At 47.2% G+C, this 16,475-nt stretch carries 16 protein-coding genes; all 16 read right to left on the minus strand.

Translation table 11 applies throughout. From position 1 onward, the window contains the following. Positions 1–116: 116 nt before the first annotated feature. Positions 117–1,337, minus strand: a complete 1,221-nt coding sequence (locus ASG24_RS04925; protein ID WP_055868623.1) for an EAL and HDOD domain-containing protein — start codon at positions 1,335–1,337, stop codon at positions 117–119. A gap of 115 nt (positions 1,338–1,452) precedes the next feature. Then, entirely contained in the window at positions 1,453–3,288 is a 1,836-nt protein-coding gene (gene glmS / locus ASG24_RS04930; protein ID WP_055868625.1) for a glutamine--fructose-6-phosphate transaminase (isomerizing), read from the minus strand. Between the two features lies 1 nt (position 3,289). Further along, positions 3,290–4,660 carry a bifunctional UDP-N-acetylglucosamine diphosphorylase/glucosamine-1-phosphate N-acetyltransferase GlmU gene (gene glmU / locus ASG24_RS04935; protein ID WP_055868626.1) on the minus strand — a complete coding sequence of 457 codons (1,371 nt, stop codon included), beginning with the start codon at positions 4,658–4,660 and terminating at the stop codon, positions 3,290–3,292. 67 nt (positions 4,661–4,727) lie between these two features. After that, positions 4,728–5,153: a F0F1 ATP synthase subunit epsilon gene (locus ASG24_RS04940; protein ID WP_055830710.1), complete on the minus strand. Its 426-nt coding sequence runs from the start codon at positions 5,151–5,153 to the stop codon at positions 4,728–4,730. Positions 5,154–5,226: 73 nt separating this feature from the next. Next, on the minus strand, positions 5,227–6,663 hold the full coding sequence (gene atpD / locus ASG24_RS04945) for a F0F1 ATP synthase subunit beta (protein ID WP_055830708.1): 1,437 nt from the start codon (positions 6,661–6,663) through the stop codon (positions 5,227–5,229). A gap of 66 nt (positions 6,664–6,729) precedes the next feature. Beyond that, positions 6,730–7,599, minus strand: coding sequence for a F0F1 ATP synthase subunit gamma (atpG, locus tag ASG24_RS04950; RefSeq protein WP_055830704.1), 870 nt, complete (start codon positions 7,597–7,599; stop codon positions 6,730–6,732). 29 nt (positions 7,600–7,628) lie between these two features. After that, entirely contained in the window at positions 7,629–9,170 is a 1,542-nt protein-coding gene (gene atpA / locus ASG24_RS04955) for a F0F1 ATP synthase subunit alpha (RefSeq protein ID WP_055830703.1), read from the minus strand. A gap of 16 nt (positions 9,171–9,186) precedes the next feature. Next, positions 9,187–9,723, minus strand: a complete 537-nt coding sequence (locus tag ASG24_RS04960; protein ID WP_055868628.1) for a F0F1 ATP synthase subunit delta — start codon at positions 9,721–9,723, stop codon at positions 9,187–9,189. 9 nt (positions 9,724–9,732) lie between these two features. After that, the gene (locus ASG24_RS04965; protein WP_055830699.1) at positions 9,733–10,203 is read right to left on the minus strand and encodes a F0F1 ATP synthase subunit B; all 471 of its coding nucleotides are present in this window, start codon (positions 10,201–10,203) and stop codon (positions 9,733–9,735) included. 65 nt (positions 10,204–10,268) lie between these two features. Further along, the gene (gene atpE / locus ASG24_RS04970) at positions 10,269–10,535 is read right to left on the minus strand and encodes a F0F1 ATP synthase subunit C (protein ID WP_055830697.1); all 267 of its coding nucleotides are present in this window, start codon (positions 10,533–10,535) and stop codon (positions 10,269–10,271) included. Positions 10,536–10,594: 59 nt separating this feature from the next. Further along, positions 10,595–11,470, minus strand: coding sequence for a F0F1 ATP synthase subunit A (gene atpB, locus ASG24_RS04975; protein ID WP_055830695.1), 876 nt, complete (start codon positions 11,468–11,470; stop codon positions 10,595–10,597). Between the two features lie 28 nt (positions 11,471–11,498). Further along, positions 11,499–11,891: an ATP synthase subunit I gene (locus ASG24_RS04980; protein ID WP_055868630.1), complete on the minus strand. Its 393-nt coding sequence runs from the start codon at positions 11,889–11,891 to the stop codon at positions 11,499–11,501. A 159-nt stretch (positions 11,892–12,050) separates the two neighbouring features. Beyond that, on the minus strand, positions 12,051–12,899 hold the full coding sequence (locus tag ASG24_RS04985; RefSeq protein WP_055830691.1) for a ParB/RepB/Spo0J family partition protein: 849 nt from the start codon (positions 12,897–12,899) through the stop codon (positions 12,051–12,053). 42 nt (positions 12,900–12,941) lie between these two features. Beyond that, a complete protein-coding gene (locus tag ASG24_RS04990; RefSeq protein ID WP_055868631.1) occupies positions 12,942–13,700 on the minus strand; it encodes a ParA family protein in 759 nt (252 codons plus the stop codon). Further along, positions 13,700–14,326 carry a 16S rRNA (guanine(527)-N(7))-methyltransferase RsmG gene (rsmG, locus tag ASG24_RS04995; protein WP_055868633.1) on the minus strand — a complete coding sequence of 209 codons (627 nt, stop codon included), beginning with the start codon at positions 14,324–14,326 and terminating at the stop codon, positions 13,700–13,702. The genes ASG24_RS04990 and rsmG overlap by 1 nt, the downstream gene beginning before the upstream one ends. Beyond that, positions 14,323–16,260: a tRNA uridine-5-carboxymethylaminomethyl(34) synthesis enzyme MnmG gene (gene mnmG / locus ASG24_RS05000; protein WP_055868995.1), complete on the minus strand. Its 1,938-nt coding sequence runs from the start codon at positions 16,258–16,260 to the stop codon at positions 14,323–14,325. Before mnmG ends, rsmG begins: the two co-directional genes overlap by 4 nt. Positions 16,261–16,475 lie beyond the last annotated feature (215 nt).

Consider the following 16,475-nt stretch of genomic DNA (forward strand, 5'->3'; position numbering starts at 1 on the left):
TATCCTTTTAAAAAATTAAGCGATTAACTGATTCACAGACCTCAAACTGCAAGCATCTGTACTTTCAATATGGGAATACGCTGTTTTTTTTCAAGAGGATAAAACGTATCTGCTTTTTAAACGCCCAACTTTTCTGTCCAGGCCAAGGCCTCCATATGGCACTGGTTGACCTTATCCGGATTCAGCTGCAGCATTTCTGCCAGGTGCAGTATTTCCTTGCTATTAGCGTCTTCACAGGCTTCGGTCAGTTTGAGGAAAGGGCCGAAAATACCTTCGCGCCTGGTCAATGCATCCATGATTGACTCTGGTAACTGTAACTTATCCAGGATGTCTTCCATCGGGACTTTCAGCATGACATCCAGCAAAGAAAATACGCCAACCACAAACAGGTTGTCGCGATCGCTTTTCTCGAAGAAAGGCTCACCCAGCAATTCGGTCAGGCGACCACGGGTAATGGAAGTTTTCATCAATGCGGGGGAGGTGCTGTTATTACCCGCCGTGACCATCAGCAGCGTCAGCCAGCGGTACAACTGGTTACGCCCGAGTATGGTTAAAGCGTGGCCAATCGACTGCACTTCACAGGACAAGCCAAAACCCACTGAGTTAATGTAACGTAGTAATTTGTAGCTAAGGGTAGTGTCGCGCTTAAAACCGTTTTCTATCGATTTATTGTCCGCATCCTGGCTGACCAGGTTTAATAAATTCAGTACGCCTTCAAAGCTGGGGTTGATCACCTTCGCATTCAGGTTTTCCGGTCTGGCATAAAAGTAGCCTTGGAACTGCTGATAACCTGCTTCTTGCAGGTTCTTGAATTGGGCGTTTTGCTCAACTTTTTCTGCGATTAATTTGCAATTTGGCTTTTGGTATTTTTTCAGCCAAGTCCTGGCTTCTTCAATATCCACATCGCGCATATCCAGCTTGATGTAATCGGCGATCGGCACCAGTGCTTCCAGGTGTGAATGGCGTTGCGGGTTATCCAGCGCGATTTTGAATTTGGCTGTTTTCAACGCCTGGCAGCGTGCAATAATTTCTGGGGTAATATTGACCTCGTTCACAATCTCCAGCACCGTTTTTTCGGCTGGCATCAACTCCAGGAACTCGCTAGCCAGCATGACGTGATCGACATTGATAAATGCCAGCTGCTGGCCCAATAGCCAGCTTTCATGCATTTCATCCATGGCGGTGGAGAGAATTTTGGCGCAGGTCTGAATATCTTCTTCAAATGGCGTATCACTGCCATCAGACTCTTTTCTGAAAAAGAATTCATAGCCAATGATTTCCTGCTTATCATTAACAATAGGCTGGCGCCCGATAATACTTTGATGTGTTGTGGTCATGACTACATTCCTCATTAGCACCGCTTTCCAGTGCCCGGTGACAAGTCTAATTGAGAGCAATCTATTTCTTATCTGCAAAAAAGCCCCAATTGCAGGGGCTTTTCACGGTTTGTAACTATTCTACTGTGACGCTCTTGGCCAGATTGCGGGGTTTATCCACGTCAGTACCTTTAAGCAAGGCCGCATGATACGCCAGTATCTGCACCGGAATCACGTGCAAGATTGGTGATAACACCCCAACATGGCGGGGTGTACGAATCACATGCACGCCTTCGGAGCCATGGAAATGACTGTCAGCATCCGCGAATACGAACAATTCGCCACCGCGTGCTTTGACTTCCTGCATATTGGATTTCACTTTTTCCAGCAGTGCATCGTTAGGCGCAATCACTACCACCGGCATATTACTATCGACCAAAGCCAGCGGGCCATGTTTCAATTCACCTGCCGGGTAAGCCTCGGCATGGATATACGAAATTTCTTTAAGCTTGAGTGCACCTTCCATTGCAATCGGGAAATGAATGCCACGCCCCAGGAATAAAGCATGCTCCTTATCGCCAAATCTAGCCGCCCATTCGCGGATTTGCGGTTCAAGGTTAAGCGCAATCTGCACGCTGCTTGTTAATTGGCGCAAGTCGGTCAGGTAAGCCTGTTCTTGCTCCATTGCCAGTAAACCGCGTTCTTTAGCCAGCGTTACCGACAGCACAAACAAAGCAATCAACTGTGTTGTGAAAGCTTTAGTACTGGCAACACCAATTTCAGCGCCGGCACGTGTATAAAAGATGAGTGAAGAAGCACGCGGGATGGCACTTTCCTGGACATTGCAAATCGCCAGGGTATGCGTATGTCCGAGTTTCTGGGCATGCTTGAGGGCTTCCATGGTATCCAGTGTTTCACCGGATTGCGAGATAGTCACCACTAACTGTTTAGGATTAGGTACTGACTCGCGATAACGATATTCACTTGCAATTTCTACCGATGTCGGGATTTTAGCGATGCTTTCCAGCCAGTATTTGGCTGTCAAACCCGCGTAATAACTGGTACCCGCAGCCAGGATCAAAACGCTATCTACCTGCTGGAAAGTCGCTGAAGCTGCAGTACCAAACAACTCACTTCTAAAGGCTCCATCATCAATCAGCGCCTCTATGGTATCGCTGATTGCGCGAGGTTGTTCGTGGATCTCCTTCTGCATGAAATGACTGTACGGGCCAAGTTCGAGTGAGGCGAGAGAAACATCACTCATATGCACTTTACGTTGGACGATGTCACCTTGCTTGTCATAGATGACCACTGCGTCGGTGCTTAAAGTAGCGACGTCACCGTCTTCCATGTAAATGACTTTACGTGTCGCAGATAACACCGCAGACACGTCAGAGGCTACAAAATTTTCCTGTTCTCCCAGTCCAATCAGTAACGGGCAACCGAGGCGGGCAACCACTAATTGCCGGGGATTATCCAGGGCGACCACGCTGATGGCATAAGCGCCGGTTAATTCTGTAATCGCTTGTTGAACCGCTTTCAGTAAATCTTTGGTTTGCTGATAGTAGTGATGCACGAGGTGCGCAATCACTTCGGTATCTGTTTGTGAATAAAACTGATAGCCCAAAGCAATCAGGCGATCGCGTTGTTCATCGTGGTTTTCGATAATACCGTTATGTACTACAGCAATTTGCGCATTGTCCTGCGCTGGCGAGACATGCGGATGTGCATTCTGCTCGGTGACGCCACCATGGGTAGCCCAACGCGTATGCCCGATGCCAATATGGCTTTCCAAGCCATGGGATTTGTTCTCAAGCTCAGCCACACGCCCAACCGAGCGTACGCGCTCAATTTGACTGTTCAGCACGGCTATGCCTGCTGAGTCATAGCCCCTGTACTCAAGACGGCTCAAGCCCTCGATCAATAATGGAACGATATTCCTGTTTGCAACCGCACCGACGATGCCACACATCTTATTTTTTCACCTTTTGTGGACGTTTCCATCCTTGAATTGAACGTTGCTCTCTTGCACGACACAGGGTCAGCGAGTCAGCCGGGACATTTTTAGTAATGGTAGAACCTGCTGCAATGGTTGCGCCTTTTTCTACTGTGACTGGCGCCACCAGTTGGGTATCTGAGCCTACGAATACATCGTCTTCTATGATGGTTTTATGTTTGTTCGCGCCATCATAATTACAAGTAATGACACCGGCACCGATATTCACGTTGGCACCGACTTCTGCATCGCCGACATAACTCAGGTGATTTACTTTACTGCCAATGCCAACTCGCGCATTTTTCAGTTCTACAAAGTTACCAATATGGGTTTTTTCTGATAACTTTGTACCCGGGCGCAAGCGAGCAAATGGACCTACGCTACTCTCCGCGCCCACTGTTGCATCTTCAATATGCGTAAAAGCGGCCAACTTGGTGCCTTTTGCAATGGTGGCTTGCTTGATTACACAATTCGGGCCGATATGAACACCATCTTCAACCGTCACATCGCCTTCAAAGATACAATTCACATCAATAATCACATCACGACCACAAGTTAAATTACCGCGAATATCGATGCGCTTGGCATCCAGCAAAGTCACCCCATGCGTCATTAATGCTCTGGCTTTACGGCTCTGGAATTCACGCTCAATATCATGTAAATCCAGCTTGGAGTTGATACCGGTCACCGACCAGGCGTCTGCGACCACTTGTGGTAAAACCGTGCGGCCTTCTTTCACAGATAGCGAAATAATATCGGTCAAATAATATTCTTTTTGTGCATTGTGGTTAGAAATTTGTGACAGCCAACTTTTTAGCTGCGCATTTGGCATCGCCATGATGCCGGTATTCACCTCTTGAATAGCCCGTTGTGCTTCGCTGGCATCTTTATGCTCAACAATCGCCAGCACTTGCTCATCGGCATTACGCACGATACGGCCATAGCCGGTCGGGTCATCCTTGATAAAAGTCTGCACGACTAAATGCTGACCTGCCTCTTGCAACATTTCACGGCAAGCATCTACATCTACTAAAGGCACATCGCCTAGCAGTATCAACGTAGAACCGTTATCTGCCAGCAAGGGCAGTGCTTGTTGTACGGCATGACCGGTGCCCAATTGTTCTGCCTGTAACACCCAATTCAAATCTTCACCAAGCGTTTGCTGCTGCACCTGCTCACCACCAAAACCATACACAACAATGATTTTCTTCGGGTCAAGTTGTCGTGCCGCATCAATCACATGATGCAAAATCGGCTTGCCACCGATGGCATGCAATACCTTAGGCAGGTCGGACCGCATGCGCGTGCCTTTACCGGCGGCCAGGATAATAATGTTCAGGTCGGTCATAGTGTTATTTTAGCTCAGAAACAAAAAAGGCGACTCGAGAGTCGCCTGTTATTTTGTTTGCTATTTCTTAATGTACAGATTTACGTAATTTTTGGATTGCCTGTATTTGAGCCACCGCTTCAGCCAGTTCAGCTTGTGCTGTTGCATAGTCAATTTCTGAAGAACGATTTCTCAACGCTTCTTCAGCCGCTTCTTTAGCAGCAATAGCTTTGGCTTCGTCCAGATCCTGGCCGCGAATCGCAGTATCAGCCAACACAGTGATCACGCCTGGTTGCACTTCCAGCATGCCGCCAGAAATAAAAATCAGGGTTTCTTCTTGATCAGCAGCTTGCTTGATACGTAAAGCACCTGGCTTGATGGTCGTAATCATAGGGGCATGGTTTGGGTAGATACCTACTTCACCGCCGCCTGCTGGTGCCACGACAAATTCAGCTTCGCCGGAGAAGATAGACTCTTCAGCGCTTACTACATCGATATGCACAGTATTTGCCATAATGTTCTCTTTTCTATTTCACTGAAATTCATTAAACAAGCAGATGAAAACCACCTGCCTGTATAACAAATGATTAGTTCAGTGTTTTAGCTTTCTCAACAGCTTCTTCGATACCACCCACCATGTAGAACGCTTGCTCAGGCAAGTGATCGTATTCGCCGGCAACAATCGCCTTAAAGCCTTTGATGGTTTCTTTTAATGGTACGTATTTACCTGGTGCGCCGGTAAATACTTCAGCCACGTGGAAAGGTTGTGACAGGAAACGCTGGATTTTACGTGCACGGCCTACAGACAGTTTATCTTCTGGAGATAACTCGTCCATACCCAGAATCGCGATAATGTCGCGCAATTCTTTGTAACGTTGCAGAGTAGACTGCACTGAACGTGCGACGTTGTAGTGCTCTTCGCCAACAACCAGTGGATCCAGCTGACGTGAGGTTGAATCCAGTGGATCAACCGCCGGGTAGATACCCAGGGACGCAATGTCACGTGACAATACAACTGTAGAGTCCAAATGCTGGAAAGTGGTCGCTGGTGATGGGTCGGTCAAGTCATCCGCTGGTACGTATACGGCCTGGATAGAAGTAATGGAACCCACTTTGGTTGAAGTAATACGCTCTTGCAGGCGGCCCATTTCATCAGCCAGGGTAGGTTGGTAACCTACCGCTGAAGGCATACGGCCCAGCAACGCAGATACTTCAGTACCGGCCAGTGTGTAACGGTAGATGTTATCCACGAAGAACAATACGTCACGGCCTTCGTCACGGAATTTTTCAGCCATGGTCAAGCCGGATAAAGCAACGCGCAGACGGTTGCCTGGAGGCTCGTTCATCTGACCGAACACCATGGCTACTTTTGATTCTTTCATGTTGTCCAGCTTGATCACGCCAGCATCTGCCATCTCGTGGTAGAAGTCGTTACCTTCACGGGTACGCTCACCCACACCGGCAAACACGGACAAACCGGAGTGCTGTTTAGCAATGTTGTTGATCAGTTCCAGCATGTTCACGGTTTTACCTACACCCGCACCGCCGAACAGACCCACTTTACCGCCTTTAGCAAACGGGCAAACCAGATCAATCACCTTGATGCCTGTTTCCAGCAAGTCTACCGATGGAGACAGTTCTTCAAAAGCCGGGGCTTTCTGGTGGATAGAACGGAATTCTGTAGAATCGATTGGACCCACTTCGTCGATTGGGCGACCCAATACGTCCATGATACGACCCAAAGTACCTTCACCAACCGGCACGGAAATCGCACCGCCTGTGTTTTTAAATGCAGTACCACGTGCAAGACCGTCTGAGGAACCCATGGCGATGGTTCGCACCACGCCGTCACCCAGCTGTTGTTGCACTTCCAGTGTTAAACCGGCTTCTGCATTGGAGTTTTTATCATCAATGATCAATGCATCGAATACTTTAGGCATTTGATCGCGTGGAAATTCCACGTCAACCACAGCGCCAATACACTGCACTACTTTACCTGTTACTACTTGATTTGCCTTTGCCATTTTCTTTTCCTAACTGTATGAGTCAGATCTAATTGAATTCTTTCACTTACGCTTAAAGCGCACGCCTTAGGATGAAACCGCTGCCGCACCGCCGACGATTTCTGAAATCTCTTTGGTAATCGCAGCCTGACGGGCTTTGTTGTACACCAGTTTCAGTTCGCCAATCACGCTTTTCGCGTTGTCGGACGCAGACTTCATCGCCACCATACGTGCAGATTGCTCTGATGCCATGTTTTCGGCCACTGCGTTGTAAATCAGTGACTCAATGTAACGTGTCATCAACTCATCCACCACTGGTTTAGCTTCCGGCTCATAGATGTAATCCCAATGGCCGTTAGGGCTGCCCAGTTGCTCACCAGACAATGGCAGCAGTTGCTGCATGGTCGGCTCTTGCTTCATGGTATTAATGAACTTGGTATAGCAGATGTATAACTGATCAATTTCACCGGCAATGTAAGCATCCAGCATCACTTTGATGCTGCCGATCAGTTTCTCCAATTGCGGTGTATCGCCCAGACCTGTGATATGTGATTTGACCTGTGCGCCGATGCGGTTCATAAAGCCATAGCCTTTGTTACCAATCGCGCTGACGCTGATGCCTTTGCCTTCAGCTTCCCAGGCTTTCATCTGGTTCAGCGACAAACGCAAGACGTTGGTATTCAAACCGCCGCACAGGCCTTTGTCTGAACTGACCACAATCAGACCGATATTTTTCACCACATCACGCTTAATCAGAAACGGATGCCTATACTCAGATTGTGCAAAAGAGAGGTGAGCCGCCACATTGCGGATTTTATCCGCATAAGGGCGGGAAGCACGCATTCTGTCCTGCGCTTTACGCATTTTAGAAGCGGCCACCATCTCCATCGCCTTGGTGATCTTGCGTGTATTTTCTACACTCTTGATCTTGGTTCTAATCTCTTTACTACCTGCCATATTAGGTTCCTAAGTCGAAGTGTCAGAGATTAATAAGCGTTGGTTGCTTTGAAATCTTGAATCGCAGCTTCCAATGCTTTCTCGTTGTCGCCACTCAGATCTTTACTGGAATCAATCGCATCAATGATGTTCTTGTACTTGGAGTTCAAGAAGCCATGCAACGCATTTTCAAATGCCAGTACCTTGTTGGTAGGTACATCGTCAAAGTAACCTTTGTTTGCTGCAAACAAGCTTACGCCCATCGCCGCAACGCTCAATGGCGAGTATTGCGCCTGTTTCATCAACTCGGTAAACATGCGACCACGGTCCAGCTGTTTACGAGTTGCTTCATCCAGGTCGGACGCGAACTGCGCAAACGCAGCCAGTTCACGATACTGTGCCAATGCCAGACGCACACCGCCACCCAGTTTTTTGATGATCTTGGTTTGTGCAGCACCACCCACGCGGGATACGGAAATACCGGCGTTGATCGCTGGACGCACACCTGCGTTGAACAAGTCAGTTTCCAGGAAGATCTGGCCATCGGTAATCGAGATCACGTTGGTTGGCACGAATGCGGATACGTCACCGGCTTGCGTTTCAATCACTGGCAATGCAGTCAATGAACCTGTTTTGCCTTTAACTTTACCTTCAGTGAATTTCTCTACATATTCTTCGTTTACACGCGCAGCACGCTCTAACAAACGTGAGTGAATGTAGAACACGTCACCTGGGTATGCTTCACGGCCTGGTGGACGGCGCAGCAACAGGGAAATCTGACGGTAAGCAACCGCTTGTTTGGACAAGTCATCGTAAACGATCAATGCGTCTTCGCCACGGTCACGGAAGTATTCACCCATGGTACAACCGGCATAAGGTGCCAGGAATTGCAATGCAGCAGAGTCAGAAGCAGAAGCAGCTACGATAATGGTGTAAGCCATCGCACCATGCTCTTCAAGCTTACGCACCACGTTAGCAATGGTAGAGGCTTTCTGGCCAATCGCTACGTAGATACAGGTCATGTTCTGACCTTTCTGGTTGATGATTGCATCTACAGCAACCGCTGTTTTACCAGTCTGACGGTCACCAATGATCAATTCACGCTGGCCGCGACCAACTGGAACCATGGAATCGATAGATTTCAGGCCGGTTTGTACAGGTTGTGATACAGATTTACGTGCAATCACGCCTGGCGCAATTTTTTCAATCTTGTCGGTTAACTTGGTTTTAACCGGACCTTTACCATCAATAGGTTGACCCAGTGAGTTCACTACACGGCCAATCAGTTCCGGGCCTACTGGGACTTCCAGAATACGACCGGTACATTTACAAACGTCACCTTCGGTAATGTGCTCATAATCACCCAGCACCACGGCACCTACAGAGTCACGCTCCAGGTTCAATGCCAGACCAAATGTGTTGCCTGGAAACTCAATCATCTCGCCGGCCATAACATTGGACAAACCGTGAATACGCACAATGCCGTCTGTCACAGAAATCACAGTACCTTGGGTACGCGCTTCAGCGGTAGTAGAGAAGTTTTCCAAACGGCTCTTGATGAGCTCGCTAATCTCTGATGTTGATAACTGCATTTAAATCTCCTATGCCTTATGCTGTTAGCGTATAGGCTAAATTTTGTAACTGACCTTGGACAGACGCGTCGATGACCGTGTCGCCAACAATAATTTTGATGCCGCCGATGATTTCCGGATCTACGGAAACGCTTGCTTCAATCTTCTTGCCGAACTTGGCTTCCAGACGTTTGACCAAATCTTTAGTCTGCGCAGCTGTCAGTTTTGCAGCAGCAATAATTTCAGCGTCCAGCGTGCCTTCATCTTGTGCTTTCAAAGCCTCAAAAGCTTCAGCAATGGCAGGCAATAAGGATAAACGGCCGTATTCAACCAAGATTTTGATTAAATTTTGCCCATGATCGTCGAGATTGTCACCGCCCACTTTAAGGAACGCCGCTTCAATATCAGCAGCGTTCAGTTTGGGACTATCAATCAGCGTCTTCATGTATACATCTGATGCAACCGCGGCAGCAAATGCCAGCATTTCAGACCACTTTGCCAGTGCCTTTTTTTCTTTGCCCAACTTATAGGCGGCAACAGCATAAGGCCTTGCAATGGTTGAGAGTTCAGCCATGTTTTATCCTTATAGTTCCGCAGCAAGTTTAGACAACATCTCGCTATGTGCTTTGGCATCGATCTCTTTACGCAGGATTTTTTCTGCACCGGCTACAGCCAGTGTAGAAACTTGAGCGCGCAGGCCTTCTTTAGCGCGGTTCACTTCCTGATCAATCTCGGCCTTAGCACCAGCTATGATGCGTTCACCTTCAGCTTTGGCATTACCCTTAGCTTCATCGATGATTTGTGCAGCGCGTTTTTCAGCTTGCCCAATAATCTCACTTGCTTTTTGTTTTGCTTCATTCAGTGTCGCGTCAGATTTTTTAGCCGCTACTTCCAAGGCACTTCTGCCTTCTTGTGCAGCAGCTAAACCATCTGCAATTTCCTTTTGGCGTGTTTCAATCGCTTTTAACAGCGGCGGCCAAACGAATTTCACTGTGAACCAAATCAACACTGCAAATGCGATAGCTTGCGCGATGAGTGTGAAATTAATATTCATTTTTGATCCATCTTACTGGGTTGTTGAAAGGTTTAAGTCACTACTTAAACCCTACCTGGCGTTAATTACTGTGCAACAACGCTCAACAATGGGTTTGCGAACGCAAACATCATGGCCAAACCAACACCGATAATGAAGGACGCATCGATAAGACCCAACAGCAAGAATACTTTACCTTGCAATGCTGGAATCATTTCTGGTTGACGTGCAGCACCTTCAAGGAAACTTGCACACATAATACCAATACCGATACAGGCACCAGCAGCACCCAAACCGATGATCAAACCGATACCAATGCCTGTGTAGGCCTGAATCAATGCTAAAGCTTCCATTATGTATTACCCTCTCTTATGTAAAGAAATAAAAACAACTACAAACTTAAAAATTAAAACTAGTGCGACTCATGTGCCATGGCTAAATACACCACAGTCAACATCATGAAAATAAATGCTTGCAACGCCACGATCAGGATGTGGAAGATAGACCAGCCAGCACCCAGAATTGCCCCTGCAATTGCGCCAGTCACGCCGGTTGCCGCCCACAGGCCTAACAACAGGAAAATAACTTCGCCGGCATACATATTGCCGAACAAACGCAATGAGTGGGAAAGTGGTTTTGAAACGTATTCGATGAGGTTAAAAGCGAAGTTTGCGACGAACAACAAAGGGCTTAAAACGAGACCAACAAAGCCAAGAAAGCTTTTTGGTTTGAAGAACTTGGCAGAACCGAACGGGGCACAGAACAATTCGTGGATCCAGCCACCCAGGCCTTTGGCTTTAATTGAGAAGAAAATCATCAGGAACCAGACTGCCAATGCCAACGCAAATGTAGTATTAATGTCTGAAGTAGGGACTGCACGCCAGTGTTCAAAACCCAGTGCATGAATGCCTTTTGCAAAAATATCTACCGGCAGGAAGTCCATGGCGTTCATGGCAAATACCCACAAGAACACAGTCAGCGCTGTTGGCGCAATAAACTTGTGACGATCACCGTGGAAAATATTTTTAACCTGGTCATCAATAAAGCCAAATACCAATTCAACAAATGCCTGACCCTTGCTAGGCACGCCAGAAGTCGCACCGCGAGCAACCAGCCAGACCAAACCCATCACCACCAAACCCAGAATGACCGACATCGCCAGCGTATCCACATGCAATGTCCAAAAGCTGGTATCACCTACAGATTGCGCATTGAAACCCAGGTGGTGCTGGATGTAGCTGGAAGGGGTCAACGCGTGCTCGGCTTGTTGTGTGTGTTCGGTTGTCATAATCTCAAACTATTTTAAATAATCTTGTCTACACGGGTGTTTGCGCTTTTGCCAGGGCAGCACCCGAGAACAGGGCAGCGGCCGCCAAACCGGCAATCAGTGCAAACGGCACCAACGATTGATACAACTTGAATACCGCAAATAGTAAAACCGCGATAATCAAAATTTTTACTGCTTCAGCCTTCAACATGTTCAGCAACACCGCAGTCGGGTCGGCTTTTGCCTTTGCCCGTACTGCAATTTTCGCAGCAAACCAGGCACCCACAATGACAGCCGCGCCGCCAAGTAAAGCTGAAATACCTGCTGGAATGCCAGAAATCAAAACCGCCGCTACTATCACTACTATAGTTGCCATCATCTGCCAGCGCAGCATATTGCGATACATCTGCGCATCGGACTGAGTGGTTTCCGGGGTGGTCATGGGGTTTGAATGTTAAAAATCAAGGCAAATTGCTACAAAGACGCGAGATTTTGAATTATTCACCGTATGAAGTCAAGCGGCCATTACAACATAACTATCTGAATGTGCTGGAAAAATCGTTTTCGTCGATAAAATTTTGCTTTCCGCTGGAACTTTTGTTCATTTACCGGTGAGTTTTGCTATCCAATCATCCAGCTGGTCTAAATTTGCATAGCTCAGTTTCAACACACCCGAACCATTGGTTTTAGCACTGATATTGACGCCAGCACCCAGCTGTTCACTTAATTCAGTCTGCAAGGTAGCAATATCCGGCTGAACCTTTTCCTGGGCTTTCTTTTTTGCACCAGGCGCTTGCTGCATGAGGCGCTCAACTTCACGTACTGATAAACCATCTTGAACTACTTTATTAGCCAGCAGAATTTGCTGAGCAGGTTCAACGCCGATTAAAGCACGCGCATGACCCATATCAATCTGGTTATCCAGCAGCATATCCTGGACCATAGGGGTGAGTGTCAGCAAACGCAACAAGTTTGACACTGCCACTCGGGAACGGCCTACCGCTTCTGCCGCTTTTTCATGCGTCATATCGAACTCGTCAATCAGTCGTTTGATACCCATGGCTTCTTCGAGCGGATTCAGGTTTTCGCGCTGGATATTTTCAATCAGCGCCATTGCGAGGGCAGCTTCATCAGCAATATCGCGCACCAGCACCGGCACTTCTGTCAAACCGGCTTTTTGCGATGCGCGCCAGCGGCGTTCACCGGCAATAATTTCAAACTTATCTTCGGCAATCTCGCGTACCAGAATCGGCTGCATAATGCCTTGCGTACTGATAGAGTCTGCCAGAGTTTGCAAGGCTTCTTCGTTCATGTAAGAGCGAGGCTGATATTTGCCCGGTTGTAGCTGGCTGACATGCAACGTGCGTAAGCTATCCGATTGAGCGATGGTTTCTACATCACCGGATAACAATGCATCTAATCCCCGTCCTAGTCCTTTGAGCTTCACCATACTACTGATTCCTCATATTGAATATCTTTAAAGTTTATAAATTTAGTTTTTCTGGATGAGTTCCTGGGCCAACTCAAGATAAGCCTGGGCACCTTTGGATGCCCGATCATAGAGTAGTACCGGCATGCCGTAACTTGGCGCCTCTGCCAAACGCACATTCCGCGGAATGATGGTTTGGTAGACTTTTTTACCGAAATGGTTGACCAGTTGCGCAGACACCTGCTGCGCCAACATATTGCGATTATCAAACATGGTACGCAACAAACCCTCGATCTCCAAAATCGGGTTTAAGTGAGCGCGCACTTTCTTGATAGTATTGACCAGGTCTGAAAGACCCTCCAAAGCATAGTATTCGCATTGCATTGGAATCATCACCGAATGCGCAGCAGTTAATGCATTCACCGTCACCAGATTTAAAGAGGGTGGACAATCCAGCAATACATATTCATAACTATCGCCGAGCTTTAAAATGGCATTCTTTAAACGGGTTTCACGCGCCATTTCATTCACCAGCTCAACCTCGGCACCAGCCAGATCACGGTTAGAAGGCGCCACATCAAACTTCGCCGCTTCTGCACGCAGAATGACTTCCTGCAAAGTATTATTGCCAATCAACACTTGGTAAATACTGCCTTTTAGATGCGCCTTGTCTATTCCACTACCGGTACTGGCATTGCCTTGCGGATCAAGGTCGACCAACAACACTTTTTTACCATGTTCGGCCAGGCTGGCTGCCAAATTTACGCAAGTAGTTGTTTTACCGACGCCGCCTTTTTGGTTGGTGATCGCAATTATTTTCATTATGAATTCTCAAACACAATTAAATGTCTTTCCGCCTGCAGTGTTGGCACCTGCAAACGAATAACTTCTGAGGGGATAATACTGGCTAGTTGCAACTCTTTTGTAGGGATTACCCCTTTCATTGCCAGCCAGCGACCATGCGGCATCATTAGATGCATAGTCAATCGCCTTAACAAGGCAATGTCTGAAAACGCCCTGGAAATCACTTGTCCAAAAGGTGAGGGTGGCTGATAAACCTCAACACGGCTATGCACCACCTGCACATTCTCCAACCCTAACTCAGCTTTAACCTGGCGCATAAAAATGGCTTTTTTCTGCACGGTATCAATGGTGGTCACTTGCACGTCTGGTCGCGTGATTGCAATGATCAGCCCCGGCAAACCACCGCCACTGCCTACATCCAGCAAATTTCCTGACTCCACATATGGCAACACGCTTAAGCTATCCAGTATATGCAATGCCAGCATTTCCTGTGGATCACGGATTGCGGTCAGGTTATAGATTTTGTTCCATTTTTGCAGCAAAGCCATATAGGCCAAACATTTTGCCTGCATATCGGTTGTGACAACCGACTCCAAACCCAGCGCTACCACGCCTTCCGCTAATTTCGAATCCAAACTTGTCATGCAGCAGCGATATCGCCAGAGAGACTTTGTTTTTTCTGCTTGCGCTTGAGATAAATCAACAGTAATGAAATTGTTGCTGGCGTAATACCTTGGATACGGCTGGCCTGACCTATCGTTTCAGGTTTCTGCGCCAATAGTTTTTGCCGCGCTTCATTACTTAAGCCATGCACATCATCATATTGAATAGCCTCACCCAACTTAATGTGTTCACTATTTTTCTGTCTCGCGATTTCTTCATTCTGCCGGTCAATATATCCTTGATACTTGGCTGCAATTTCAACCTGCTCAATAACCTCATCGGCCAATGACTCAGGAGAAGGAACAATGTCTAATAAAGACTGATAAGTGATTTCTGGCCGACGCAATAATTCAAATAATGAATACTCGTGCTCCAACGCCTTCCCAAAAACTTCCAACTGTGTTTCACGTGAAACAATTTTATTTTGGCTTAAAGTATTTGCTTGTCCATTTTCTGGTTGCAGGAATGTACGTTTTAATCTTGCCTGCTCACGCTCTAACGCTTCCTGCTTTTTACTGAAAGCTTCCCAACGAACATCATCCACCAAACCGAGCTTGCGACCTATTTCAGTCAACCGCATATCTGCGTTGTCTTCACGCAGTTGCAAACGATACTCTGCACGACTGGTAAACATGCGGTATGGCTCATTTACACCGGTTGTGATCAAGTCATCTACTAACACGCCTAAATACGCTTGCTCACGGGAAGGGCACCAGCCTTCTTTATCCTGCGCATATAATGCAGCATTAGCACCTGCCAATAATCCTTGAGCCGCAGCTTCTTCATATCCGGTAGTGCCATTAATCTGGCCGGCAAAAAACAAGCCATTTACTGTTTTGGTTTCCAGGGTAGATTTCAAACCCCTTGGGTCATAATAGTCATATTCAATGGCGTATCCGGGGCGCAAGATATGGGCACCCTCTAATCCACGGATGGAACGTACTAGAGACAACTGAATATCAAAAGGCAAACTGGTAGAAATTCCATTCGGATAAACCTCATGCGTGGTCAGACCTTCAGGCTCTAAAAATACCTGATGCGACTCTTTGTCTGCAAACCGGTGAATCTTATCTTCAACAGAAGGGCAATAACGAGGACCCACACCTTCAATCACGCCCGTATACATGGGAGAGCGATCCAGGCCGCTACGGATGATGTCATGTGTTTGCTGATTGGTATGTGTAATCCAGCAGGGTAATTGTTGTGGATGTTGTGCTGTATTACCCAAAAATGAAAAGACTGGCACCGGCGTATCACCAGGTTGCTCGGTCATGACACTGTAATTAATAGTGCGTCCATCAATACGGGGTGGGGTACCTGTTTTAAGGCGACCGGCGGGGAGTCCAATCTCACGCAACCTGGCAGCCAGTGAAATAGATGGCGGGTCTCCGGCGCGTCCGGCGCTGTAATTCTGTAAACCAACATGCACCAAACCACCCAGAAAAGTACCGGCTGTCAGCACCACAGACTTTGAATGAAAACGGAGCCCGATCTGCGTTATTACACCGACCGCTTTTTCACCTTCTAAAATGATATCATCCACCGCTTGCTGGAACAGCCACAGGTTAGGTTGATTTTCCAGACGATAGCGTATTGCAGCTTTATAGAGAATACGGTCAGCCTGTGCACGTGTTGCACGCACAGCAGGGCCCTTGCTTGAATTCAGGATACGGAATTGAATACCACCAATATCGGTGGCGGCAGCCATGGCGCCGCCAAGTGCATCCACCTCTTTAACCAAATGACCTTTACCAATCCCACCAATTGATGGATTGCAGGACATTTGTCCCAACGTCTCAATGTTATGGGTCAGCAGCAGGGTTTTCTGACCCATGCGTGCAGATGCCAACGCTGCTTCAGTACCAGCATGGCCACCACCGACAACAATCACATCGAATTTATCAGGAAAATTCATCATAAAGTGATTAAACTATTTGATTTTAAAAGAGATGAGATTTTAGCGTAAACTAGGCCTGACTGATATTTAATTAACACTTAATCAGTTCCAAGTTACATATGTACTGGCTTTTAATACAGATTTCATACAAATTAATTACGGTTTAATACAAATCAATTACAAGCAAGCCATATTTACTTAACATAAAACTAATAAAATTCGTTCCAATAATA

This window comes from Methylophilus sp. Leaf414, assembly GCF_001425425.1.
In the GTDB taxonomy this organism is placed as follows: Bacteria; Pseudomonadota; Gammaproteobacteria; order Burkholderiales; family Methylophilaceae; genus Methylophilus.